This is a genomic window from Aliidiomarina haloalkalitolerans (genome assembly GCF_003987315.1).
GTDB classification, from domain to species: Bacteria; Pseudomonadota; Gammaproteobacteria; order Enterobacterales; family Alteromonadaceae; genus Aliidiomarina; species Aliidiomarina haloalkalitolerans.
In genome coordinates this window covers 68,869-92,499 of the sequence record NZ_PIPI01000010.1, presented here as the reverse complement: position 1 = coordinate 92,499, position 23,631 = coordinate 68,869, and the positions used below count along the sequence as shown (strand labels likewise).

Sequence of the window (23,631 nt, the reverse complement as noted above, 5' to 3'; positions counted from 1 at the left end):
GCAGATGGGGTACTTTAAACTACCAGAACGCCGTGAGGATAGATGTTACCCGAGGTGGGTGAAGCCGAAAACAAGGAAATACCCCCTTAAAAGAAAAAATGCCAGTCAGCTTAACTGACTGGCATTAGCCTCTTGCGAGGCCCTTTTTGATCGTGCTTACTGTGTTACAGGTTAAACAGTTACTTATTTTTTCAGTGCTTCCGGCAACAGTGGACGCATTTGCGAAACCATCGCTTGCAGAACTTTCGGCGCACCAGCAACAATGTTGCCTGATTTTGAATAGTTCATACCACCGGCAAAATCCGTTACTACACCACCAGCTTCGCGAACTAAAAGTTCACCGGCAGCGGTGTCCCAAATCTTCAAGCCCGCTTCCCAAAATCCGTCGTAACGTCCAGCAGCGACGTAAGCGAGGTCCAGTGCAGCAGCACCAGAACGACGCACGTCAGCGGCTTGCTCAAAAAATTTGTTAAATACTTTCTGATAGTCAGGCAGTAAATGCTTCATGCGGAATGGAAAACCAGTTGCCAATAAAGCTCCGTCCAAGTCTTTGCCACCGCCAACGCGGATTCTATAGCCATTTAGTTGAGCGCCAGCCCCACGGCTTGCGGTGAACATTTCTTCACGCACTGGATCGTAGACAACCGCATGCTGCACTGTGCCTTTATGGGCAAGTGCGATAGAAATACAAAAATGAGGAATGCCACGCATAAAATTGGTGGTGCCATCGATAGGATCGATAATCCACTGGTAATCCCCTTGCGCACCACTTTCGCCAGACTCTTCGGCAAGAATCTGATGATCCGGATAGGACTTAAGAATGGTGCTGATAATCACTTGCTCGCAAGCTTTATCAACGTTAGTGACGTAGTCATGTAAGCCTTTGCTTTGAACATCAAGGTGTTGAGGTTCGCTAAAGCTTTTGACCGCCATACGGCCGGCTGCACGCGCAGCACGCACCGCAATATTTAACATTGCATGCATGGGAATTTCCTGTATTGGCAAAGAACGGATTAAAAAATCGCCGGCATTATAGGCAGGTTACCTGCTAATTGCAATGATCAAGGTTAATGCATGCGGGCAGGGCTTGTGCTAAAATTCGCCGGCTTTTTTTACCGGTAGAGGAATCACCCATGTTGGAGAACATCCGCATTGTCTTAGTTGGCACGACAGACCAGCGCAATATTGGCTCGGCAGCACGGGCAATGAAAACCATGGGTTTAAGTCGACTTGTGTTGGTTGAACCGAAAGAACCGCCACAAGGTGCAGCTCAAGCATTGGCAGCAGGCGCCACGGACATCCTTGCCAATACGCAAACGGTCGGTTCTTTAGCCGAAGCATTAACGGGCTGTTCATTGGTGTTAGCCACGAGCGCACGCAACCGTACACTGGACTGGCCGCAACTCGACCCACGTCAAGCTGGTGAAAAGATCGTCCGTGAAGGCTTTGCGAATACAGAAAACCCCGCCCAAATCGCGATTGTGTTTGGTCGTGAAGCGAACGGCTTAACCAACGAAGAGCTACAGCAGAGCAACGTCCATATTCATATTCCGGCAAACCCGGACTATAGCTCATTGAATCTTGCCATGGCCGTGCAAACTGTCTGCTACGAAGTGCGTATGGCATGGTTGGCGGCACAGCAAGAGCCGCCAACAGCAGAAGCTGAGTATCCGCTGCACCAGGACCTAGAAAGCTTCTACGTCCACCTCGAGCAAGTATTAACCAAGTCTGGGTTTATTGTTCGCCAGCACCCGGGCTTAGTCATGACTAAACTACGGCGTATGTTTACCCGCACTCGCCCAGAAGCGAATGAGTTAAACATTCTGCGCGGAATTTTGGCGTCGGTGGAGAAGTTTATACCCACCGAGGACAACAGTAAAAACAAGGGTTAGACCGCTGCCAATAAGAGATGTAATCCCTACTAATTTAGTCAGGTAAATACTTGATTAAAATAGTCGGGAATGGTACGATCTTGAGCAGATTTAGGCAGAGGTAAACCACTATGCGATTAACATCCAAAGGACGCTACGCAGTCACAGCAATGCTCGACGTTGCTTTGCACCGCGACCAAGGACCGGTACCGCTGGCTGATATTTCTGAGCGTCAGGGAATTTCACTGTCGTATCTCGAGCAATTGTTTGCTCGACTACGCCGCAGTGGACTCGTCACCAGCGTGCGTGGACCGGGTGGTGGTTATCAACTCGGCCTAGCGGCCACAGAAATTTCAATTGCCGCTGTGATTCATGCAGTGGATGAAAGCATTGACGCAACACGTTGCCAAGGTAAGTCAGACTGCCACGGTGGTACTCGTTGTTTAACCCATTCTTTATGGTCTGGGCTGAGTGACCGCATTGACGATTTTTTATCGTCGATTACCTTAGGTGAACTGGTTGATGATCATGACGTGCAGCGGGTTGCGAAAGGCCAGCAAGCACGGCGTGGCGAAAAAATTGAATTAAACTTGCAGTTTTAGGCTGACTGTTTTGGTCGGTAAACCGCGAGATTCCTATCTGGTATCCAGCGTCGGTCGCCCCCAGAGCCCGAACAGCTGAAAGAGGAGTAGCTTGATGAAATTACCAATTTATCTGGACTATGCGGCAACCACACCTGTGGATCCGCGAGTAGCAGAAAAAATGATGCAATACCTGACAATGGACGGCATTTTCGGCAATCCAGCGTCGCGTTCGCATCGTTTCGGCTGGCAAGCAGAAGAAGCAGTTGACGAAGCTCGTCAGCATATTGCTGACCTGATCAACGCCGACTCACGGGAAATCGTATTTACTTCTGGTGCGACCGAGTCAAGCAACCTTGCGATTAAAGGTGCGGCTGAGTTTTATCAGCGCAAAGGCAAGCACGTGATTACCGTGAAAACCGAGCACAAAGCGACCTTAGATACCTGTCGTGAACTGGAGCGTCGTGGTTGGGAAGTGACCTACCTGGACGTCCAAGAAAACGGTTTATTGGACTTGAACAAGTTAAAAGACGCCATTCGTGAAGACACCACTGTGATTAGTGTGATGCACGTCAATAACGAAATCGGTGTGATTCAAGACATTAAAGCGATTGCGAAACTGTGTCGTGAAAACAAAATTATTTTCCACGTTGATGCTGCTCAAAGTGCAGGCAAAATCCTCGTGGACGTGCAAGACCTTGATATCGACTTAATGTCGCTTTCTGGTCATAAAATGTACGGCCCGAAAGGTATTGGTGCGCTGTATGTGCGCCGTAAGCCACGGACTCGCTTAGTTGCACAAATGCACGGCGGTGGTCACGAGCGCGGTATGCGTTCAGGTACCCTAGCAACGCACCAAATCGTCGGTATGGGTGAGGCAGCGCGTATAGCGAAACTTGAATTAACAGCCGAAGCCGAGCGTATCCGTCACTTGCGTGACCGTTTGTGGAACGGCGTGAAAGACATTGAAGAAACCTATATTAACGGCGATCCAGAAAATGGTGTGCCGGGTATTTTCAACATTAGCTTTAACTTTGTTGAAGGTGAGTCGCTGATTATGGCGCTGAAAGACTTAGCCGTTTCTTCAGGTTCAGCGTGTACTTCTGCAAGTTTAGAACCGTCTTATGTATTGCGTGCCCTTGGCCGCAATGACGAACTGGCACATAGCTCAATTCGTTTCAGCATTGGCCGTTTTACGACAGAAGAAGAAATCGACTACGCGATTGAATTAATTAACAACTCAATTGGCCGTTTACGCGAAATGTCACCGTTGTGGGAAATGTTCAAAGACGGTGTCGACTTAAACAGCGTCGAGTGGGTTGCACACTAAGCAACCGCAAGCCCAAGTAGAGCTTGGGCGACAACCGAATTAGTTTGCAGGGCTGGAGGTAAATTCCCATGGCATACAGCGAAAAAGTTATCGACCATTATGAAAATCCACGTAACGTGGGCGCATTCGACAAGAATGACCCAAGCATCGCCACCGGTATGGTTGGCGCACCAGCGTGTGGTGACGTGATGAAACTACAATTGAAAATTGGCGAGAACGGCATTATCGAAGATGCCAAGTTCAAAACCTACGGTTGTGGCTCAGCGATTGCGTCGAGCTCGCTCATTACTGAGTGGGTTAAAGGTAAAACGTTAGACGAAGCAGCGTCGATTAAAAACACCGACATCGCACAAGAGTTAGCGTTACCACCGGTGAAGATCCACTGCTCGATTCTTGCTGAAGACGCGATTAAAGCCGCGATCGAAGACTACAAGAAAAAGCACGCCTAACGGAGGTTGGTATGGCAATTACCATGAGCGACGCGGCAGCTGAACGTGTCCGCAAGTTTATGGAAAACCGAGGCAAAGGGTTAGGCCTGCGCTTGGGCGTGAAAACGACCGGCTGCTCAGGTCTTGCTTATGTGCTGGAGTTTGTCGATGCCCTCGAAGAAGGCGACCAGGTGTTCGAAGAAAAGGGCATCACCGTAATTGTCGATGGTAAAAGCATGGTCTACCTCGATGGCACCGAGCTCGATTTCGTCCGTGAAGGCCTCAATGAAGGTTTTACTTTCAAGAACCCGAACGTGAAAGACGAATGTGGTTGTGGTGAAAGCTTCACCGTCTAAACGACAGCTTGTCTAAATGAATGGACTGAAGTAAGTCCGACAGCAAAGTGCGGAGCCCATGAATTATTTCGAACTATTCGATTTAGCCGTTGATTTCGACTTAGATACCGGTGAACTTGCTCGCCGGTATCGTTTATTACAGCAGCAATTTCACCCCGACCGTTTCGCTTCGGGGAGTGAGCGTGAAAAGCTTACGGCCCTGCAAAAGACTGCGCAAATTAATGACGGTTTTCAAACCTTAAAAACGCCGCTAAGCCGCGCCGAGCACATGTTGGCTTTGCGTGGTATTGAACTTGCCCATGAGCAACGGACGTTGCGTGATCCGCAGTTTTTGATGAAGCAAATGGAACTGCGTGAGGCATTGGAAGAAATTGATACGCCAGAAGCAGTGCTCGACATGGACGTGCAGCTACAGAGCGAAATTAAGCAGCTCACCGACGCGTTACGCGCCGAGATTATCGCCATCGACAACGACACTGCCGCTGATACCATTCGTAAACTCAAGTTTATGCACAAGTTACGTGATGAACTCGAGCGCATTGAAGACTCTTTAATGGACAGCTGGTAATCCTGCGAACTTAGAATTCATCAAATTAAGACGAAACGACTATGGCCTTATTACAAATTGCAGAGCCGGGACAAAGTGCGAGTCCCCATGAGCATCGTTTAGCTGCGGGTATCGACCTTGGCACCACCAATACGATGGTGGCAACGGTACAAAGCGGTAGTACCCGAGTATTGACCGATGAGCAAGGTATGGCCGTGATTCCTTCCGTGGTGCGTTATGCGGCAGGGCAGTCACCGCTGGTAGGTTTGCAAGCGCAAGCACAAGCAAGCCAAGCACCAGAAGACACGATTGTGTCGGTGAAGCGTTTTATTGGCCGTACCCTTGCAGACGTGCAACGAACGTTTAGCAATTTACCGTATCGCTTAAGTGAAACCGACTCAGGTGTTCCGGTGTTTCAAACTGCTGCAGGTGACGTCAACGCCGTGCAAGTGTCCGCTGATATCTTGCGAGCGGCGAAAGCACGCGCAGAAACCACGCTGCAAGGTGAGTTAACCGGCGTGGTGATTACGGTGCCAGCCTATTTTGATGACGCCCAACGCCAAAGTACCAAAGATGCAGCGCGACTCGCTGGTCTGAATGTCTTGCGTTTACTCAACGAGCCAACGGCCGCTGCAGTGGCTTATGGTCTTGATAGCCAAGAGCAGGGCCACATTGTTGTGTATGACCTTGGCGGTGGTACCTTTGACGTGTCTATTTTGCGCCTAGACCAGGGCGTGTTCGAAGTGTTGGCGACCGGCGGCGATACGGCCTTGGGCGGCGACGACTTTGATCAATTGGTGGTACAAGCATTTAAACAGCAGCTTGGCTTAGAAGATCGCGTAAGCGCGAGCCTTGAGCGCGAGCTGACTGACAAAGCCCGAGCATTAAAAGAACAACTTACCGGCACCGAGTCTGCATCGATTGCGATTGCCGACCTTGGTTCGGTGAGTATGACCCGCGTTGAGTTTAACGAGCTGATCAGTCCGTTAGTGAAGCGCACGTTAATGACTTGCCGTCGCGTATTGAAAGACTCGGGCTTAAGTTCTGACGAGATCAACAACGTTGTTATGGTTGGCGGTTCAACGCGTGTTCCGTTAGTGCGTGAGCAAGTCGGTGGATTTTTCCAACGCGAGCCGATGATCGACATCGACCCAGACCAAGTGGTTGCAATTGGCGCGGCGATTCAGGCCGATATTTTAGCGGGTAACAAACCTGACTCCGACATGCTATTACTTGACGTGATTCCGTTGTCGCTCGGTTTAGAAACCATGGGCGGCTTGGTCGAAAAAGTGATTCCGCGCAATACCACGATTCCCGTTGCTCGCGCCCAGGAATTTACGACGTTTCAAGATGGTCAAACCGCCATGGCTATCCATGTGGTGCAGGGCGAGCGCGAATTAGTTGACGACTGTCGCTCGCTCGCGCGCTTTGTATTGCGTAATATTCCGGCAATGGCTGCCGGTGCTGCCCACATTCGGGTGACATTCCAAGTGGATGCTGACGGCTTACTCAGCGTCACGGCAATGGAGAAGTCTTCGGGCGTAAGCGCCTCAATTGAGGTGAAACCGTCGTATGGGCTTGATGAAGAGACGATTACCGGTATGATTTCGGCATCGATGTCGAACGCCCAAGAAGATATGGCTGCGCGCATGTTGCGTGAGCAGCAAGTGGAAGCGAAGCGGGTGTTAGTTGCGCTTGCGGCGGCACTTGAAAAGGATGGTGACTTGCTCAACGCAGACGAGCGCGCTCAGCTTTCGGCCAGTATGCAAAGCCTCGCCGCTGCGGCAGAGGGTGCCAGTACCGATGAAATTAAACAAGCGATTGAAGCGGTCGACGCGGCCAGCCAAGAATTCGCTGCTCGGCGCATGGATGCTTCAATTCGTAAGGCCTTGAAAGGTCAATCTATTGACGATGTTAAGTAAGGTGTGATGTATGCCAAAGATTATTTTTCTTCCTCACCACGAGCTCTGCCCTGAAGGCGCTGCTCTCGATGCTGAAAAAGGCGACACGGTTCTCGATGTTGCCCTGCGCAATGGTATCGGTATTGAACACGCCTGCGAAAAGAGCTGCGCTTGCACAACGTGTCACGTTATCGTACGCGAAGGCTTCGACTCGCTCAACGAATCTGACGAACTCGAAGACGACATGCTCGACAAAGCATGGGGCCTCGAACCCGAATCTCGCCTCAGCTGCCAAGCCATCGTCGACGACGAAGACCTAGTCGTCGAAATCCCCAAATACACCGTCAACATGGTCTCCGAAAACCACTAAGCTAACTGCTGGGTTTGTAGCTCTAGGCTATGGACTCAGCGTTTGCGCCTTGCTTGCTTGTGGGGCTGGGGTGTGGCTCTGACTTTTCGCTAGCTTGCCGAGGGTGGGGCTTTGTTCCCGCTCTGCGCTTGGCTCACCAGGGCTAGGTTCAGGGATGTCAGAGACGCCGTGAACCCATCCCTGGGGGCTTATATTCGGCATCCATGCCTCATATACTCTGCCATCCCTAAACCCAGCCCTGGCAGCCGCTTCGAGCTGGCAACTAAACCCCACACTCGGCAACCGCTTCAAGCTCTCAGCCGTACCCCAGCCCCACGAACGCTGCGGCGCATCGTGTTCCATATATGCCCAGAGCTACAACCCAGCAGCGAAAGCCACCACCGCCTCAGCCTTTGAGCTTGGCGGCGAAGGTTTTGCGGAATTTGGCGAGTTTGGGGGAGACTACGGCTTGGCAGTATTGGTTTTGTGGGTTGCGAGCGAAGTAGTCGCGGTGGTATTCCTCGGCGGCGTAGTAGGTTGACAGTGGCTCGACGAGAGTCACTACCGGGTTATTGCCGTAGATTTGTTCGGCATTGATTTCAGCGATGATAGCTTCGGCGTCTTGGCGCTGAGCGTCGTCGTGAAAGAATACCGCAGAGCGGTATTGGGTGCCGATGTCGTTGCCTTGACGATTGAGCTGGGTTGGGTCGTGCAGGGCAAAGAAAATTTCGAGAATTTGGCGAAAGCTGATTTCGTCTGGATTGAAGTTGATACGAACCACTTCAGCGTGGCCGGTTTCACCAGTGCAGACCGCTTCGTAACTGGGGCTTTCAGTGTGACCACCGGCATAGCCGGGCTCGGCGTCGATGACGCCTTGGACTTGATTAAAAGCGGATTCGATACACCAGAAACAGCCGCCGGCTAGGGTGGCTTGTTGTTGCTTAACTGCCATGAATGCCTCTACATTGAAAATAAATAACCATCTAGACGGCCAAAATAACTGAGTTATACAACTTTGCCAAGCTTTCTTTTCGTTTGCCGCGCTAAATCTTAAATTTAGTGGGAAATTTTCTCTGAATCACGTATAATCCGCGCGTCTTTTTTAACCACTTGTCAGACCGAATACTTCCTGTTCGATACAGCAAGATTCGAGTCAAATACATATCAGGAGCAAATAATGGCTTTGGAACGTACTCTGTCGATCATCAAGCCTGACGCGGTCGCGAAAAACGTGATCGGCGCAATCGTAAACCGCTTTGAAACTGCAGGTTTGCGCATCGTTGGTCAGAAAATGATGCACTTGAGCAAAGAGCAAGCTGAAGGTTTCTACGCTGAACACAAAGAGCGTCCTTTCTTCGCTGCACTTGTTGAATTTATGACTTCTGGTCCTATCGTTGTGATGGCTCTAGAAGGCGAAGACGCTGTTCGTAAGAACCGTGAAATCATGGGTGCAACTAACCCACAAGAAGCTGCTGCAGGTACTTTACGTGCAGACTTCGCTGAGACTATCGACGAGAACGCGGTACACGGTTCTGACGCAGTTGAGTCGGCAGCGCGTGAAATCGCTTACTTCTTCTCTGACGAAGAAGTGTGTGCACGTACTCGCTAAGCGATTTTTTAGCGCTTAAGCGCTATAATCATGCATTAGCAAACTGCATTGAAGCTTTAATTAGCTAAGAAAAAAGGGGCGCGCAGCCCCTTTTTTGCCAGAAGTGTAAGAAAAAGGTAAGTATGAGGTCGCCAGTATGACAACCGAAACCAAAAAGATTAATTTACTCGACTTGAATCGGCAGGGGATAAAAGACTTCTTCGCTGACTTGGGCGAGAAGCCGTTTCGTGCGGACCAGGTGATGAAATGGTTGTACCATTACTGCATCGATGACTTCGATGAAATGACGAACCTCAACAAAGCCTTGCGCTCGAAATTGAAAGAAATTGCCGAAGTGAAAGCGCCGGTGATTAAAACTCAACAGCAATCTGCCGATGGTACCATCAAGTTCGCGATGGAACTTGCAGACGGTCAAGAAGTTGAGTCGGTTTGGATTCCTGAAGATGACCGGGCAACGCTGTGTGTTAGTTCACAGGTTGGCTGTGCTCTTGAATGTACGTTCTGCTCGACGGGGCAACAAGGCTTTAACCGTAACTTGACGGTGTCGGAAATTATCGGTCAGGTTTGGCGGGTGAATAAGTTACTGGGGCCATTCGGTGAAACTAACGTCAAAGCAGTGACCAACGTTGTCATGATGGGTATGGGTGAACCATTGCTGAACGTGAAGAACGTCGTTCCAGCGATGGAGCTGATGATGGAAGACTACGGTTTTGGTTTGTCAAAGCGTCGCGTCACGCTAAGTACTTCAGGTGTGGTACCAGCGCTCGACAAATTGCGTGACCAAATTGACGTTGCCTTAGCTATTTCATTGCATGCGCCAACGAATGAGTTACGTGACGAAATTGTACCGATTAATAAAAAATACCCAATTGAAGAGTTTTTGGCGTCATCACGGCGGTATGTTGAAAACTCGAAAGCGCAGTCAAAAGTGACGGTTGAGTATGTGATGTTAGACCATATCAATGATTCAACTGACCAAGCGCACCAGCTGGCGAAGATCTTAAAAGACACGCCGAGCAAGATTAATTTGATTCCGTTTAATCCATTCCCAGGTTCAGATTACGGTCGTTCTAGTAATTCTCGGATTGATCGTTTCTCAAAAGTGTTGATGGATTACGGATATACCGTTATCGTAAGGAAAACCCGAGGTGATGATATTGACGCGGCTTGCGGACAATTGGTTGGCGACGTTGTCGACCGCACCAAACGGTTACTGAAACGACAACAAAAACAAAAATCTGGGGAACCGATTAAGGTAAATATGGTCGGTTAGCTCTGGAGTCTTTCTTTTTTGCGATGGAAAGCATTAGCGAACTTTATCTCAGGCAACCATGACTCAATTAAACGACGACACAGAAGAACAACAAGAGGATGTAGCCGAATCCGCTTTACCGACGTCCGGTGAGCTATTGAAAGCTGCACGTGAGGCGGCCGGCTTGTCAGTGCTGCAAGTTGCTGACCGTTTGCGCTTGCGCCAACAACTCATTCATGAGCTGGAAGCAGACAAGCTTGACGGTCAAGCGAGTGGCACATACGTGCGCGGCTACTTGCGAGCCTATGCGAAGCTGGTGCAAATTCCTGAAGCGGAAATTATGGACGCTTACAAGCGGACTCGCGGCTCGGAAGAGCCGGAATCAAGCACAATGCAGAGTTTCTCGCGGAAAACCAGTATTGAAACGCAAGACAGCCGGCTGATGATGATCACGTGGATTATCGTGTTGTTGTTAATTGCTTCAGTTGCAGTTTTTGTTTGGCAACAGTTCGTTGACGACAAGAATGGCAATAGCCAAAGCGTGACCACCCCAGCACAAACGCAACAATCAGCGAGTACGGTAACAGCTAACCCAGATGCGGAAAGCTATAACAGTGCGGACAGTGAGTGGGGTCAAGACGTTGGTGGTAGTGACTTGCGCGGAGATATTGATAGCGGGGTTGCTAGTGCTGTTGAAGCGGGCGCAGTATCTGAAGAAACGGCGGCAATTAATCAAGCAGCAGTCCCGACTGGGGAGCGGTCAACCGCCACCTTGAACGCCGAGCAATTGCAGCAAGCGGGTCAGCAGCAAACTGGTCAGCAGACTGTTCAGCAGACTGTTCAGCAGACTGTTCAGCAAAGTGCCGAGCAAGCACTGACTGAGCAAACTGCAGCACCACGTGAGCCTGCTGCGCGCGAGCAACAAAGCCAACCAACAAGCCTGCAACAAAGTCAGCAAACAAGCGACAATGCCGATTCTCTAGACGCGGTGATTAGCAACAATGAGCTGGTGTTAGTGTTTCGTGGCGACAGTTGGGTAAATATTCAAGACGCGGATGGTGAGTCAATCGCCTTCGGCGTCAAAGTAACGGACCATGTGATGCCCTTAAATAGCGCGGCGCCTTATCAATTAACCTTGGGTGCACCAAGCGTCGTCGATGTCTATTTCCGTGGTCAGAAAATCGATTTAAGTCAATATAGTGGCGGCCGTGTAGCGCGCTTTCAGCTTCCGGCAGAGTAACGTTTGGTTGAACCCATTTTCCTTTAGAGCAGTAGAACCATGACCCACCCATCCCCAATCGTTCGCAAAAAAACTCGGCGTATCTATGTCGGCCAAGTTCCTATTGGTGATGGCGCCCCGATTGCTGTGCAATCAATGACCAATACTTTAACCACGGACGTTGCCGCGACGGTTGCGCAAATTGAACGCATTGTAGCGGCTGGAGCGGACATTGTGCGGGTGTCAGTGCCGACCATGGACGCCGCTGAAGCATTTAAATTAATTAAGCAGCAAGTGTCGGTGCCATTGGTGGCCGATATTCACTTTGATTATCGTATTGCCCTGAAAGTGGCAGAGTATGGCGTCGACTGTTTGCGGATTAACCCAGGCAACATTGGCCACGAAGACCGTATTCGTGCGGTGGTCGATGCAGCGAAAGATCGCAACATTCCCATTCGCATCGGCGTCAATGCAGGCTCTCTAGAAAAAGATATTCAGGAAAAATATGGCGAGCCAACCGGTGCAGCGTTAGTCGAGTCGGCGATGCGTCATGTTGATATTCTCGACCGTTTCGATTTCCAAAACTTTAAAGTCAGCGTCAAAGCGTCGGACGTGTTTTTGGCCGTTGATGCTTATCGGTTGTTGTCACAGCAAATCGAACAACCATTGCATTTAGGCATTACCGAAGCCGGTGGTGCACGTGCCGGATCAGTCAAATCAGCTATTGGCTTAGGCATGTTACTTAGCGAAGGTATCGGCGATACCTTGCGAGTGTCATTAGCCGCAGATCCTGTGGAAGAAGTGAAAGTCGGTTTTGATATTTTAAAATCACTACGTATTCGTAGCCGCGGCATTAATTTTATTGCCTGTCCAAGTTGTTCGCGCCAAGAGTTCGATGTCATTGCGACGGTGAATGCGCTAGAGCAACGGCTCGAGGACGTGGTGTTGCCGCTCGATGTGTCGGTGATTGGTTGTGTCGTTAATGGCCCAGGCGAGGCAATGGTTGCGAATATTGGCCTTGCGGGCGCAAAAAACAAAAGCGGTTTTTATAAAGACGGCCAGCGGCAGAAATTACGAATCGACAATAATAATATTGTTGATGACCTCGAGGCTCAAATTCGAGACTACATCGCCAAAGCTGAACGCGAAGGAAGTATTGCGATTAAGCAGGTTGATGAGTAAGCGGATTTTACCGCGGGCACGGAAATACGTATAATCAGCCCTCAGTTTGACTAAGATGACGGCGCGGGCCAAAAACTGGTTCAGCAGCCGTCATTTTTTAACCAAGGAATTTAGTGACGGTGGCCAAGCAAATTCAAGCCATTCGCGGAATGAATGACATTCTGCCAGAGCAAACAACCCGGTGGCAGTTCTTCGAAGCGGTGATTCGAGACTTGCTCAGTAGCTATGGTTATAGCGAAATTCGCATGCCGATTGTTGAGCAAACCGATCTTTTTAAGCGCTCGATTGGTGAAGTAACCGATATCGTTGAAAAGGAAATGTATACCTTTAACGATCGGAACGGCGATAGCTTGACGTTGCGCCCAGAAGGCACAGCAAGCTGTGTGCGTGCTGGTAACGAACATGGCTTGCTGTATAACCAAACGCGTCGCTTATGGTACATGGGGCCGATGTTTCGCCACGAACGTCCACAGAAAGGACGTTATCGTCAGTTTCATCAGGTGGGTGTTGAAACCTTTGGCCTACAAGGCCCAGACATTGACGCTGAATTAATTTTAATGACAGCGCGGTTGTGGCAGAAGCTCGGTTTAACTGAGTTTTTAACACTCGAGCTCAACTCGTTAGCGTCAAACGCAGCGCGTGCTGAATACCGTGACGCACTTACGGCGTACTTGCGCAGTCATATGGAATTGCTCGACGAAGATAGCGTGCGACGGTTAGAAACCAACCCATTGCGTATTCTCGACTCGAAGAACCCCGCCATGGCTGACATGTTGGCGGGTGCACCGAAGTTAAGTGAGTATTGGGATGATGAGTCACGCGCTCATTTTAACGAGCTATGCACGCGTTTGGACGCTGCTGGCATTCGGTATGTACACAACGAACGCTTAGTGCGCGGCTTGGACTACTACAACCGCACGGTATTCGAGTGGGTCACTGACAGCTTGGGTGCGCAAGGTACAGTGTGTGCAGGCGGTCGTTACGACGGCTTGGTTGAGCAACTCGGCGGTAAAGCAACTCCGGCGGTTGGCTTCGCAATGGGTGTTGAGCGTTTGGTGCTCATGCTCGAGCAACTGAACCAGCTTGCCTTACCACGTGAAGTTGACGCGTATATTCTTGCTGCAACCGCAGATGCTGAGATTCCAGCGCAGCTGTTGGCAGAGAAATTACGTGATGACGTCGCCGGCCTGCGGGTCATGTTACACTGCGGTGGTGGTAAATTTGCCAAGCAGATGAAAAAGGCCGACCAAAGCGGGGCGGAAATCGCTCTCATTTTGGGCACTGAAGAAGTGCAAAATAATCAGATTACAGTAAAATATTTGCGCCAAGACACGGCGCAAGAAACATTGTCGTATGCTGCGTTAACCGACGTGCTCACTGGCTTGGTTGCTTAGTCACAAGAACAAGTCACAAGAACAAGTCACAAGGTGTCGATTAAAGTGCCTGACGTTAACAACTGAGTTTAAAGTAACGGGTTGCAAAATAAGAGGAAGAACTCCGTGGAACATGAAGATCAACAAGTCGAAGAGATTAAAAAGTTTATTAAAACTTACGGCCCGTGGATTGTTGCAGGTGTAGTAATCGGATTGGGCTCGCTATTCGGCTGGCGGACTTATCAAGATAACCAGGTAGCTGCAGCACAAGCGCGCACCGCTGTTTATCAAGAAGCGTTAGAAACACTCCAACGCTCGTCAGCGGACGAAGGTTTGTTAGTGGCTGAGCAACTACTTGAAGAAGTTGCCGGCTCTGAGCATGCGGGTTTAATTCGTTTGCAAATGGCCCAGCGCTTAGTGTCAATTGGCGATTTTAGTGCAGCACAAAACCAATTACAGCAAGCTTTAAATGAAGTGAAGTCGGACGAATTAAAAAGTCTGACACGCACTCGTTTGGCTCGTATTGCGATTGAACTTGGTCAGTATGACGAAGCCGAAGCTCACTTGAATGCAGTGCGCCAAAATGCTTATAAAGGCTTGGTGGCAGAAATTCGTGGCGATTTACATTATGCGCGTGGAAACTTTAGCGCCGCGCGGGAGTCGTATCTGCTAGCGCAAACGGAGCAAGCTGAAACAGCTTCGCAAGCTTTGCAAATGAAAATCGACAATTTAGCAGGACAATAATAATGGTATTAAAACGTTGGCTAACCGCGTTCGCTGCAACAGCTCTCTTAGCTGCTTGTTCTTCTTCTGATGACGGCCCGCGCCATGCGGAATTGCAGCCAATCACAACGACTGTGGAAGGCCGCATTGAATGGCAGACACGAGTCGGCCAAGGAATTCAGCAGCACTACTCGCGGTTGCGCCCAGCGGTGCAAGACGACAAAGTTTTTGTTGCTGATCGCCATGGTGCGATTGCCGCACTGAACGTTGCTGACGGACGCCAAATTTGGCGTAACGAAATCGGTGGTCGTCGTGGCATCTTAAACCGTTGGTTTAAGGGCGAGCCAGCACGTATTAGCGGCTTAACGGTCGCTGGTCCGTTGTTATTCGTTGGTACCGAAAACGGGAAAGTTTTCGCTTTCAATAATGAAAGCGGGGAACTTGAGTGGGAACAAAGCGTTCCCGGTGAAGTTCTCTCTGCTCCGGCGGTTGGCGATGGTCGCGTCGTCGTGCATTTAGGCAATGGCCGTGTGGTGTCCATGTCAGCTCGCACTGGCGGGATTCAATGGCAACACGAAGATGACGTGTCATTGTTATCATTGCGCGGGACGTCACAGCCAGTGATTTCTAGCGGTGGTGTCATGTTTGGTGGCTCAACCGGTAAAGCCGTGGTGTTAATTTCGCAAACTGGTCAGTTAGCTTGGGAAGAGCGCATTGCAACGCCAACTGGCTCAACGGAGTTAGAGCGGATTGTTGATGCCGATGGCACACCATTAATTGTTGGTGGCACCATGTATCTTGCAGCGCAAAACGGCGAGTTAGTTGCGCTTGATTTGCGTACAGGTGAAGCATTGTGGAAACGTGATTATGGCGCATGGCGTTCACCCGTTCAGGTGCAAAACCGCATTGTGTTAGTTGACCAGCAAAGCAATCTGATTAGCGTCGACCGTAACAATGGTTTAGAGCAATGGCGGAATACTGATTTATTTTTACGTAGTGTAACCGAGCCAGCAACGCTGGGCAGCTACTTAGTTGCTGCCGACCGCTTTGGCTATATGCACTGGTTTGATCGCAGCAATGGCCAACTGGTTGGTCGTTTAGAGCTGAATGGTGACGCGGTGCGCAGTGCGCCAGTGCTTGCTGGTGAGCGCATTATTGTGCAAGACGCAGCAGGGCGCATTTATTCGGTGCGTCAAAGCGAGCGCTAAGCGCAAAACATCCGATGAATTTGGCCAGAGGTCAAGCAACGCCTGAGCTGTGCAAAGCAGCTCAGGCGTCTTTTAGTTTATAGAGGAATAAATATGTTACCAGTGGTCGCATTGGTTGGCCGCCCGAATGTGGGCAAATCAACACTTTTTAATCGGCTTACGCAAAGCCGTGATGCACTGGTTGCTGACTTTCCGGGGTTAACTCGCGATCGCCAGTATGGTCAGGGGCGTTATGACGATTACCAGTTCATTGTCGTGGATACCGGCGGTATTCATGGTAAGGAAGAGGGCTTAGACCTAGCCATGGCACGGCAGTCGCTGGCTGCGATTGACGAAGCTGATGTGGTTTTGTTCTTGGTTGACGCTCGCGAAGGTGCGAATGCTGCGGACGAGTTTATTGCTGAGTATCTGCGCAAGCAAGACAAACCCGTGTACTTGGTTGCCAACAAGGTCGATGGTTTGGACGGCGATGCAGCTGCAGCAGATTTCTATGGCTTAGGTCTTGGCCAAGTATTCCAAATTGCAGCGGCACATGGCCGCGGCGTTTCGCAATTATTACGTGATGTGCTTGACCCGTTAGCGCTCGAGTTCCCAGAAATGTTGGAACAAGCGCGCCAAGCTGAAGTACAAACGGAACTGACCGAAGAAGACGCGGAAGCGGAAATTGAACGTTTACAAGCCCAGCCGATTAAGTTGGCGATTATTGGTCGGCCGAATGTCGGCAAATCTACCTTGACCAATCGTATTCTCGGTGAAGACCGGGTTGTCGTTTATGACATGCCGGGGACAACTCGCGACAGCGTCTTTATTCCTATGGAGCGAGATGGCCGTGAGTATGTCTTGATTGACACCGCAGGTGTGCGTCGTCGTGGCCGCATTGATATGGCGATAGAAAAATACTCGGTGGTGAAAACCTTACAAGCGATCGAACAGGCTAACGTTGTTATTCTGGTTATTGATGCGCGCGAAGTGATTAGTGATCAAGACCTAAACCTTCTTGGTTTTGTGCTGAATGCTGGCCGTTCGGTTGTGATTGCGGTGAACAAGTGGGACGGCATGGAGCAAGAAGACAAAGATCGCGTCAAGAGCGAACTTGATCGTCGCTTAGGCTTCGTTGATTTTGCCCGTATTCACTTTATTTCAGCGCTACATGGTACCAACGTTGGGCATTTGTTTGAGTCGGTACAAGAAGCCTATGGCAGTGCGACACAGCGTGTCGGAACAGCTCAGCTTACGCGTATTATGGAAGCTGCTCAAGAAGACCATCAACCACCATTGGTGCGCGGTCGTCGGGTGAAACTGAAATTTGCTCACGCAGGTGGTTATAACCCGCCGTTGATTGTGATTCATGGCAACATGGTGAATGAACTACCGGTGAGTTATAAGCGTTATTTGATTAACTATTTCCGCAAGTCATTGAAACTGATGGGGACGCCGATTCAGGTCGAGTTCCGTACCAGTAAGAACCCTTATGAGGGGCGTAAAAATTCACTGACATTGTCGCAACAGCGCAAGCGTAAACGTTTGATGAAGTTCGTGAAGAAAAAATAGTTTAGCGTTTCCAACGATTTGAACAGACAAACAAAAGTGCCGCAAGCTGATAACTTGCGGCACTTTTTTATTTTTTGATGTGGCTACAAATATTGTTAAAGAAAGAATCAATAACAGCGCAACGTTAGCCTATTGTGCTTGGCTTGGGGCTTCGTGAGCGTTGAGGGCGTCAACGTCGAAGTCATTAAACACGTAATCGGTAAGGCAGTAATCACAGGTTAAGCGTAGCTCGCCTTTTTCGGCAATGATGTCGTGCAACTCTGCTGTCGGAACACTGCGTAAAGCAGTTTCCGTGCGTGCCCGTGAACAACCACAGAAGAAACGGACGGCTTGCTCAGGGTAAAGCTCCACTTGCTCTTCGTGATACAAGCGATGCAGTACTTCCTCCGTCGATAACTGTGTAATCTCATCGGCGGTTAAGGTTGCTGCTAGTGTTGATAAATGTTCAAAACCTTCGGTGTCCTTGTCGCTTGCAGGCAATACTTGCAAGAAGAAGCCGGCAGCTGCGCCTTGCTCTGGGTTAGCAAATAACCAAACTTTGGTCGGCAGCTGCTCGGACTGTGCGAAGTAGGCTTCGATGGTACTGGCAAGGCTGTTGCCTTCAATGCCCACCACGCCCTGATACTCTTCGCCGTGTTCGGGGCTTAAGGTAATCACCAAATATGCGCCTTCACCCACTAAGCCTAAGAAGCTCTCGTCTTTCGGTGTCTCGGTCAGGCGAGCAACACCACGTAATGCTTGGTCGTGGCTACCGTTCACTGTGGCATAGTTTAGCGGCCCATTGCCTTGAACTTGCACGTTAATATGGCCTTCAAACTTCAAGGTTGCGGTTAGAAGGCTAGTCACGGCCATTAATTCACCGAGGAGTTTTTGCACGCCTAACGGATAATCGTGGTTGGCGATGAGCGCCTGATAACTTTCCTGCAAACGCACAAGTTCGCCACGTACATCGTGGTTGCGAAACGCAAAGCGGGCAATCATATCCGTGCTGTGCATAGTGAATCCTCGTTTAACTACTGGTGTTTAAATTTTATCAGCTCGCGTCGTTGTTTTTTGTCCGGACGCTGCTCGGGGTGCGGATTATACAGCGAATTGAGTTTGCGTGCTGCTGCATTTTCTTCGCGCTTTTTAATGCTTTCGGGCGTCTCTTCGTAGAGCTGTTGCGCTTCTGGCGCGCCTCGGCGCTGGCCACTCAAACCGCGCACAACCACTTCGAGTCGCTCACTACCACGCGGGACCGTCAATACCGCATTTAATTCAACTGCTTTTGCCGGTTTACTGCGCTGACCGTTGTAGGTCACTTTACCGGCTTGAATGGCGGTGCGGGCTAAACCACGCGTTTTGAAAAACCTCGCAGCCCATAGCCATTTGTCTAAGCGGATGCTCGTTTCTTCATGGCTTGACATGCAGTGCTCCAGTAAAAGAATTTGCGTTAGCGAATTTTAACATCTTTCCTTACATATTTTTACCCGTTTACACGTTGTTGTTCGGGCGTTAGCAAGCTAGAATGAAAATCTTATAACAAAAATTCAATAGGCCGTTTAGGCAAGGGTTTATGAAAAATTTCCTCTCATCAGGGTTACGCCTTGGTGTCAGTGGTCGCGGTGGACTAGCCGCAGTAGGGGCATCAACAATCGCAACAACGGCAATGCTGTTGGGCGTTGTGTTGCTTGTTCTGATTGCGATTCAAGTCGCGCTACTCAGTGTCCGCCTATTCACACCAACCGATGTGACACCGGTAACCGTGGCTGCGGCGAACCGAGTGAGCGACAGTGCCGGCCCAGTTAATGTCGACCGTGTTCGTAATCTTCACCTATTTGGGGAGTACGGTGCGGTTCCTGCACAGCAAGTGCGGCCAACGAGTGCACCTGAAACCACATTGAATATACGCCTGATTGGCGTCACCGCTAGTAGCAACCCTGACTTGTCTGCAGCCATTGTGCAGCAAGGCAATAATCAGGTGGTTTATATTATTGGCGAAACCATTCAGTCGAGCCGAGCGGTCGTGCGCGAAATTCATGCGGACCGAATTCTGATCGAAAACGCGGGGCGCATGGAAACCTTATACCTTGATGGCCGCGACGATTTTACCCCCGAATTTTCAGCGACACCGGCACGGAGCCAAGGCGTTCCGGCTGAAGCGCCAGTTCAGTTATCCGGTACGCCGGAAGTCATGATCGACAGCGTTATGGAATTGATTTCGATTACGCCTCATAGCGAAGCGGGTGAGTTAGTCGGCTATCGCTTAAGCCCCAAATCCAATCCAGAAATTTTTCGGGCAGCCGGGCTTCGTGATGGCGATATAGCCATCATGTTAAACGGTTACGATCTTACTAATGCAGCAGAAGCGATGTCGCTCATGCAAAGTTTAGAGTCGCTCACTGAAGCGACCATCGTGGTTTTACGCGATGGCGAACCAGTGACACTCGAACTCCGAATTCCAAACGAATAGGTATAACCATGCGTCTTCTATCTCAATTACTAGGCTTAACACTCGCAGCGAGTTTAGCGCTGGTGCCAGCTTCAGCCGTGTCTCAGGAAGAGTTCTCAGCGAGCTTCAAGAATACGGAAATTGCCGAATTTATTCAGTCGGTTAGCCGAAACCTTGAAGAGACGATTATTATTGACCCGGAAGTGCGTGGACGCATTAACGTACGCAGTTACAACGTCATGAATCGCGACCAATACTACGCGTTCTTCTTGAACGTGCTGGAAGTGTATGGTTTCGCCGTAGTTCGGATGGATAACGGTGTCCTCAAGGTCATTCGCGAGCGTGACGCCCGCACCAAGCCAACCCCAGTCGTGGATGACGATAGTTACACAGGTGACGAGTGGGTGACCCGAGTGATTGCGGTGCAGAACGTTTCAGTTCGTGAGCTAGGCCCACTACTTCGGCAGTTGAATGAGCAAGCGAAAGGCGGCGCGGTGATGACGTACGATCCGTCGAACGTCATTATGCTGTCAGGTCGTGCCGAGCTGTTAAACCGTTTAGTCGAAATCATTCGTCGCGTTGACCAAGCGGGTAACCAAGACGTTGAAGTGGTACAACTGCAGCACTCGTCAGCGGCGGAAATGGTGCGGATTGCCCAAGCCGTTTTTCAGCAACAAGGTAGTAACGTACCGGAAATGTTGGTACCACGCATTGTGCCAGACGAGCGCACTAATCGGGTTTTAATTAGTGGCGAGCCACGTGCTCGTGAGCGCGCTATTCGTTTGATTAAGCAGCTTGATACCGAAATGCAAACCTCCGGAAATACGCGGGTTTACTATTTAAGATATGCCAAAGCCAACGAAATGGTCGATTTGCTGCGCGGGATGACCCAGTCGATCTTAGCTGAGCAACGCGCGCAAAGTAGTGGTGGTGGTCAAGGTGGTCAGGCTGCTCCACGCGGCCGCGCCGGTGGCGAAATTAGTATTGAAGCCCATGAGCCAACCAACGCATTAGTGATTACCGCACAACCAGACATGTTACGGGCATTAGAAGGCGTCATTAACCAGCTCGATATTCGTCGTGCCCAGGTACTCGTCGAAGCCATCATCGTTGAAGTGTTTGAGGGCGACGGCATTAACTTTGGTATTCAGTGGGTTAGTGAAGACATTGGCATGATGCAGCACAGCAATGGCCAAATGGTACCGATTGGACAGCTCGGTGTTGCTGCCGAAGCGGCACGTACACAGCCTGGCGCAGTGACTGAGCGGGTCGATAATGCGGGTAATATCTTTACCACACGTGAACCGGATCGTCGTGGTGACTACACCATGCTAGCGAGCTTACTTGGCAATGCCAATGGCCTGCTCATGGGCACCGTACAAGACGGTTGGGCTGCGGTCATTCAGGCGGTCGCAACCACCACCAACTCAAATATTTTGTCAGCCCCAAGTATTACCACGCTCGATAACCAAGAAGCGAGTATTTTGGTGGGGCAGGAAGTACCAACCTTAACCGGTTCAACCCCGAGTTCAGGTAACGACAACCCGTTCCAGACGATTGATCGGCGTGAAATTGGTGTGCGCTTGCGGGTGACACCACAAATTAACGAAGGTGACGCTGTTCAGCTCTTAATCGAACAGGAAGTATCGAGTATCGCCGGTTCAACCGCAGTGGACGTCACGTTCAACAAACGTGAGTTGCGTACAACGGTGTTGGCGCGCGATGGCGAAACCATTGTGCTCGGCGGTCTAATTGACGAAGACGTTCAAGAAAGCCTATCGAAAGTACCATTGCTTGGTGACATTCCAATTATAGGTCACTTATTTAAGTCGACCAGCGTGACAACGCGCAAGCGTAACCTCATGGTCTTTATTCGCCCGACCATTATTCGTGATGACGATCGGATGGGCAATTTAAGCCAGCGTAAGTACAGCTATATTCGTGCGCAACAAATTGAGCAACGTCAGCGTGGTGTCTCACTGCGCTCGCGTGACACGGTGCCAGTGCTCCCTGAATGGGATGACGACGCTGAGTTGCCACCAGAATACCAACGCTTCCTTGACGAGTGGCGTCGTGACATTGAAGAGCTTGAGCGTGAAGCGCGTGAAGGTCAGGGCGGCAACCGGTAATGACGAAAGAGGTGTCTATGGGAACGTTAAGTTCAAAAGCCGATGACCACATTGCGGCTGAGCAACTTGCAGTCGAACTCGATGATGCACCACTTGGTGAAGAACACGACGAGCTATTGCTAGCGCGCAAACGCTTGCCATACGCCTTTGCTCGCCGCGAAGGCGTGGTGTTGTCGTGGCAAGACGATACCCCGATTTTGAATAGCCGTGGGCGGCCGAAAGCCTTTACCTTACACGAAGTTCGCCGCATGCTCGGGCAGCCGTTTCAGGTGCATGAGCTGAATGAAAACGAGTTTGATGTGTTTTTAAGTCAGGCTTATCAACGCGACTCGTCAGAAGCCAAACAGCTGATGGAAGACATCGGTAATGAAGTGAACTTATTCTCGTTAGCTGAAGAACTGCCGCAAACGGAAGATTTGCTCGACAGTGAAGACGACGCACCGATTATCAAGCTCATTAACGCCATGCTGAGCGAGGCGATTAAAGAAGGTGCATCGGATATCCATATCGAAACCTTCGAAAAAGACCTCATCATTCGTTTTCGGATCGACGGCGTGTTGCGTGAAATTCTGCGCCCCCATCGTAAGTTGGCGTCGCTACTGGTGTCGCGGATTAAAGTTATGGCGCAGCTCGACATTGCCGAGAAGCGCTTACCGCAAGACGGTCGTATCTCGTTGCTGATTGCTGGCCGTGCTGTCGACGTGCGGGTTTCAACCATGCCGTCAAATCACGGCGAGCGGGCTGTATTGCGTCTACTTGATAAAAATAACGCGCGTTTAGATTTGTCCGAACTCGGCATGACGGATAAAAATCGGCGGATTTTTTCGCAACTGATTCACAAGCCACATGGAATTATTTTGGTTACCGGCCCAACGGGTTCAGGTAAAAGTACCACCTTGTATGCGGGCTTAAGTGAAATTAACACCAAAGATCGTAATATTCTTACCGTCGAAGACCCGATTGAATATGCCCTCGAAGGGGTTGGTCAAATGCAAGTAAACCCGCGGGTCGACATGACCTTTGCGCGCGGATTACGGGCGATATTACGCCAAGACCCGGACGTGGTCATGGTCGGTGAAATTCGTGACGGAGAAACCGCACAAATTGCCGTGCAAGCATCGTTAACGGGGCACTTAGTCTTGTCGACCTTGCACACGAATACTGCAGCTGGCGCTATTACTCGTCTTGAAGACATGGGCATTGAGCCATTCTTACTATCGTCGAGCTTATTAGCGGTATTGTCGCAGCGCTTAGTGCGGACCTTGTGTAAAGATTGTCGCGAAGCGCATACAGCAAGCCCAGAAGAGTGCGAATTGCTGGGCATTGCAGCGGATAATCCACCACAAATTTATTCGCCGCAGGGTTGTGCTAAATGTAATCACACGGGCTATCGTGGGCGAACCGGTATTCATGAAATGCTCGTGGTGGATGAAAAGATTCGTGAAATTATTCACAACGGCAAAGGCGAGCAAGCGATTGAGAAATACGCCCGTACGCTATACCCGGGCATTCGCCAAGACGGCCGCGACAAGATTCTTAAAGGACGCACCACGCTTGAGGAAGTGCTTCGTGTGACGCGCGAGGAATAAGC

The 23,631-nt window shown here is 50.3% G+C and carries 23 protein-coding genes; 19 read left to right on the top strand and 4 right to left on the bottom strand.

Translation table 11 applies throughout. From position 1 onward, the window contains the following. Positions 1-183: 183 nt before the first annotated feature. A complete protein-coding gene (suhB, locus tag CWE06_RS11590) occupies positions 184-984 on the bottom strand; it encodes an inositol-1-monophosphatase (RefSeq protein ID WP_126794439.1) in 801 nt (266 codons plus the stop codon). Positions 985-1,133: 149 nt separating this feature from the next. Between suhB and trmJ the strand changes: the two genes are divergently transcribed. The 8 genes from trmJ to fdx all read left to right on the top strand — a co-directional run bounded on the left by trmJ (position 1,134) and on the right by fdx (position 7,384). Further along, entirely contained in the window at positions 1,134-1,892 is a 759-nt protein-coding gene (trmJ, locus tag CWE06_RS11585; RefSeq protein ID WP_126794436.1) for a tRNA (cytosine(32)/uridine(32)-2'-O)-methyltransferase TrmJ, read from the top strand. Between the two features lie 110 nt (positions 1,893-2,002). Further along, entirely contained in the window at positions 2,003-2,473 is a 471-nt protein-coding gene (iscR, locus tag CWE06_RS11580) for a Fe-S cluster assembly transcriptional regulator IscR (protein ID WP_126794434.1), read from the top strand. A gap of 94 nt (positions 2,474-2,567) precedes the next feature. Beyond that, entirely contained in the window at positions 2,568-3,782 is a 1,215-nt protein-coding gene (locus CWE06_RS11575) for an IscS subfamily cysteine desulfurase (RefSeq protein ID WP_126794431.1), read from the top strand. A 68-nt stretch (positions 3,783-3,850) separates the two neighbouring features. After that, positions 3,851-4,231 (top strand): Fe-S cluster assembly scaffold IscU, encoded by a 381-nt coding sequence (gene iscU, locus CWE06_RS11570; protein WP_126794428.1) that lies wholly within the window; start codon positions 3,851-3,853, stop codon positions 4,229-4,231. Between the two features lie 11 nt (positions 4,232-4,242). Then, the gene (iscA, locus tag CWE06_RS11565) at positions 4,243-4,566 is read left to right on the top strand and encodes an iron-sulfur cluster assembly protein IscA (RefSeq protein ID WP_126794426.1); all 324 of its coding nucleotides are present in this window, start codon (positions 4,243-4,245) and stop codon (positions 4,564-4,566) included. 58 nt (positions 4,567-4,624) lie between these two features. Beyond that, the gene (gene hscB, locus CWE06_RS11560; protein WP_126794423.1) at positions 4,625-5,134 is read left to right on the top strand and encodes a co-chaperone HscB; all 510 of its coding nucleotides are present in this window, start codon (positions 4,625-4,627) and stop codon (positions 5,132-5,134) included. A 41-nt stretch (positions 5,135-5,175) separates the two neighbouring features. Further along, positions 5,176-7,035, top strand: a complete 1,860-nt coding sequence (gene hscA / locus CWE06_RS11555) for a Fe-S protein assembly chaperone HscA (protein ID WP_126794421.1) — start codon at positions 5,176-5,178, stop codon at positions 7,033-7,035. A gap of 10 nt (positions 7,036-7,045) precedes the next feature. Continuing rightward, on the top strand, positions 7,046-7,384 hold the full coding sequence (gene fdx, locus CWE06_RS11550; RefSeq protein ID WP_126794418.1) for an ISC system 2Fe-2S type ferredoxin: 339 nt from the start codon (positions 7,046-7,048) through the stop codon (positions 7,382-7,384). A gap of 385 nt (positions 7,385-7,769) precedes the next feature. Here the strand turns inward: fdx and msrA are convergent, their stop codons facing one another. After that, a complete protein-coding gene (gene msrA, locus CWE06_RS11545; RefSeq protein WP_126794416.1) occupies positions 7,770-8,315 on the bottom strand; it encodes a peptide-methionine (S)-S-oxide reductase MsrA in 546 nt (181 codons plus the stop codon). 225 nt (positions 8,316-8,540) lie between these two features. On the opposite strand from msrA, the gene ndk reads away from it, so the two are divergent. The 8 genes from ndk (at position 8,541) to der (ending at position 17,480) form a co-directional block, all read left to right on the top strand. Continuing rightward, on the top strand, positions 8,541-8,972 hold the full coding sequence (ndk, locus tag CWE06_RS11540; RefSeq protein WP_126794413.1) for a nucleoside-diphosphate kinase: 432 nt from the start codon (positions 8,541-8,543) through the stop codon (positions 8,970-8,972). A 136-nt stretch (positions 8,973-9,108) separates the two neighbouring features. After that, positions 9,109-10,245, top strand: a complete 1,137-nt coding sequence (gene rlmN, locus CWE06_RS11535) for a dual-specificity RNA methyltransferase RlmN (RefSeq protein ID WP_126794411.1) — start codon at positions 9,109-9,111, stop codon at positions 10,243-10,245. Between the two features lie 58 nt (positions 10,246-10,303). After that, entirely contained in the window at positions 10,304-11,464 is a 1,161-nt protein-coding gene (locus tag CWE06_RS11530) for a RodZ domain-containing protein (protein ID WP_126794409.1), read from the top strand. A gap of 39 nt (positions 11,465-11,503) precedes the next feature. Continuing rightward, positions 11,504-12,625, top strand: coding sequence for a flavodoxin-dependent (E)-4-hydroxy-3-methylbut-2-enyl-diphosphate synthase (gene ispG, locus CWE06_RS11525; RefSeq protein WP_126794406.1), 1,122 nt, complete (start codon positions 11,504-11,506; stop codon positions 12,623-12,625). A 119-nt stretch (positions 12,626-12,744) separates the two neighbouring features. Further along, a complete protein-coding gene (gene hisS, locus CWE06_RS11520; RefSeq protein WP_126794403.1) occupies positions 12,745-14,019 on the top strand; it encodes a histidine--tRNA ligase in 1,275 nt (424 codons plus the stop codon). A gap of 105 nt (positions 14,020-14,124) precedes the next feature. Then, entirely contained in the window at positions 14,125-14,742 is a 618-nt protein-coding gene (locus CWE06_RS11515; RefSeq protein ID WP_157981177.1) for a YfgM family protein, read from the top strand. Positions 14,743-14,744: 2 nt separating this feature from the next. Then, on the top strand, positions 14,745-15,929 hold the full coding sequence (gene bamB / locus CWE06_RS11510; protein WP_126794398.1) for an outer membrane protein assembly factor BamB: 1,185 nt from the start codon (positions 14,745-14,747) through the stop codon (positions 15,927-15,929). A gap of 93 nt (positions 15,930-16,022) precedes the next feature. Beyond that, positions 16,023-17,480 carry a ribosome biogenesis GTPase Der gene (gene der / locus CWE06_RS11505; RefSeq protein ID WP_126794395.1) on the top strand — a complete coding sequence of 486 codons (1,458 nt, stop codon included), beginning with the start codon at positions 16,023-16,025 and terminating at the stop codon, positions 17,478-17,480. Between the two features lie 129 nt (positions 17,481-17,609). Here der and hslO read toward each other — a convergent pair whose 3' ends face one another. Further along, the gene (hslO, locus tag CWE06_RS11500) at positions 17,610-18,476 is read right to left on the bottom strand and encodes an Hsp33 family molecular chaperone HslO (RefSeq protein WP_126794392.1); all 867 of its coding nucleotides are present in this window, start codon (positions 18,474-18,476) and stop codon (positions 17,610-17,612) included. 17 nt (positions 18,477-18,493) lie between these two features. Beyond that, entirely contained in the window at positions 18,494-18,886 is a 393-nt protein-coding gene (gene hslR, locus CWE06_RS11495) for a ribosome-associated heat shock protein Hsp15 (protein ID WP_126794389.1), read from the bottom strand. A gap of 149 nt (positions 18,887-19,035) precedes the next feature. Here hslR and gspC point away from each other — a divergent pair, with 149 nt between their 5' ends. The 3 genes from gspC to gspE are packed head-to-tail and all read left to right on the top strand — an operon-like array spanning position 19,036 to position 23,629. Beyond that, on the top strand, positions 19,036-19,932 hold the full coding sequence (gene gspC / locus CWE06_RS11490) for a type II secretion system protein GspC (protein ID WP_126794386.1): 897 nt from the start codon (positions 19,036-19,038) through the stop codon (positions 19,930-19,932). A gap of 8 nt (positions 19,933-19,940) precedes the next feature. Beyond that, positions 19,941-22,040: a type II secretion system secretin GspD gene (gspD, locus tag CWE06_RS11485; protein ID WP_126794383.1), complete on the top strand. Its 2,100-nt coding sequence runs from the start codon at positions 19,941-19,943 to the stop codon at positions 22,038-22,040. A gap of 17 nt (positions 22,041-22,057) precedes the next feature. After that, positions 22,058-23,629: a type II secretion system ATPase GspE gene (gene gspE / locus CWE06_RS11480; RefSeq protein WP_126794380.1), complete on the top strand. Its 1,572-nt coding sequence runs from the start codon at positions 22,058-22,060 to the stop codon at positions 23,627-23,629. Positions 23,630-23,631 lie beyond the last annotated feature (2 nt).

Excerpts from the sequence above, each read along its gene's own strand:
- iscR (WP_126794434.1), top strand. The coding sequence starts at position 2,003 with ATGCGATTAACATCCAAAGGACGCTACGCAGTCACAGCAATGCTCGAC.
- bamB (WP_126794398.1), top strand. The coding sequence starts at position 14,745 with ATGGTATTAAAACGTTGGCTAACCGCGTTCGCTGCAACAGCTCTCTTA.
- msrA (WP_126794416.1), bottom strand. The coding sequence starts at position 8,315 with ATGGCAGTTAAGCAACAACAAGCCACCCTAGCCGGCGGCTGTTTCTGG.
- gspD (WP_126794383.1), top strand. The coding sequence starts at position 19,941 with ATGCGTCTTCTATCTCAATTACTAGGCTTAACACTCGCAGCGAGTTTA.
- hslR (WP_126794389.1), bottom strand. The coding sequence starts at position 18,886 with ATGTCAAGCCATGAAGAAACGAGCATCCGCTTAGACAAATGGCTATGG.
- ndk (WP_126794413.1), top strand. The coding sequence starts at position 8,541 with ATGGCTTTGGAACGTACTCTGTCGATCATCAAGCCTGACGCGGTCGCG.
- gspC (WP_126794386.1), top strand. The coding sequence starts at position 19,036 with ATGAAAAATTTCCTCTCATCAGGGTTACGCCTTGGTGTCAGTGGTCGC.
- hscA (WP_126794421.1), top strand. The coding sequence starts at position 5,176 with ATGGCCTTATTACAAATTGCAGAGCCGGGACAAAGTGCGAGTCCCCAT.
- CWE06_RS11575 (WP_126794431.1), top strand. The coding sequence starts at position 2,568 with ATGAAATTACCAATTTATCTGGACTATGCGGCAACCACACCTGTGGAT.
- rlmN (WP_126794411.1), top strand. The coding sequence starts at position 9,109 with ATGACAACCGAAACCAAAAAGATTAATTTACTCGACTTGAATCGGCAG.
- ispG (WP_126794406.1), top strand. The coding sequence starts at position 11,504 with ATGACCCACCCATCCCCAATCGTTCGCAAAAAAACTCGGCGTATCTAT.
- hscB (WP_126794423.1), top strand. The coding sequence starts at position 4,625 with ATGAATTATTTCGAACTATTCGATTTAGCCGTTGATTTCGACTTAGAT.
- trmJ (WP_126794436.1), top strand. The coding sequence starts at position 1,134 with ATGTTGGAGAACATCCGCATTGTCTTAGTTGGCACGACAGACCAGCGC.
- gspE (WP_126794380.1), top strand. The coding sequence starts at position 22,058 with ATGGGAACGTTAAGTTCAAAAGCCGATGACCACATTGCGGCTGAGCAA.
- iscA (WP_126794426.1), top strand. The coding sequence starts at position 4,243 with ATGGCAATTACCATGAGCGACGCGGCAGCTGAACGTGTCCGCAAGTTT.
- fdx (WP_126794418.1), top strand. The coding sequence starts at position 7,046 with ATGCCAAAGATTATTTTTCTTCCTCACCACGAGCTCTGCCCTGAAGGC.
- der (WP_126794395.1), top strand. The coding sequence starts at position 16,023 with ATGTTACCAGTGGTCGCATTGGTTGGCCGCCCGAATGTGGGCAAATCA.
- CWE06_RS11530 (WP_126794409.1), top strand. The coding sequence starts at position 10,304 with ATGACTCAATTAAACGACGACACAGAAGAACAACAAGAGGATGTAGCC.
- suhB (WP_126794439.1), bottom strand. The coding sequence starts at position 984 with ATGCATGCAATGTTAAATATTGCGGTGCGTGCTGCGCGTGCAGCCGGC.
- hslO (WP_126794392.1), bottom strand. The coding sequence starts at position 18,476 with ATGCACAGCACGGATATGATTGCCCGCTTTGCGTTTCGCAACCACGAT.
- iscU (WP_126794428.1), top strand. The coding sequence starts at position 3,851 with ATGGCATACAGCGAAAAAGTTATCGACCATTATGAAAATCCACGTAAC.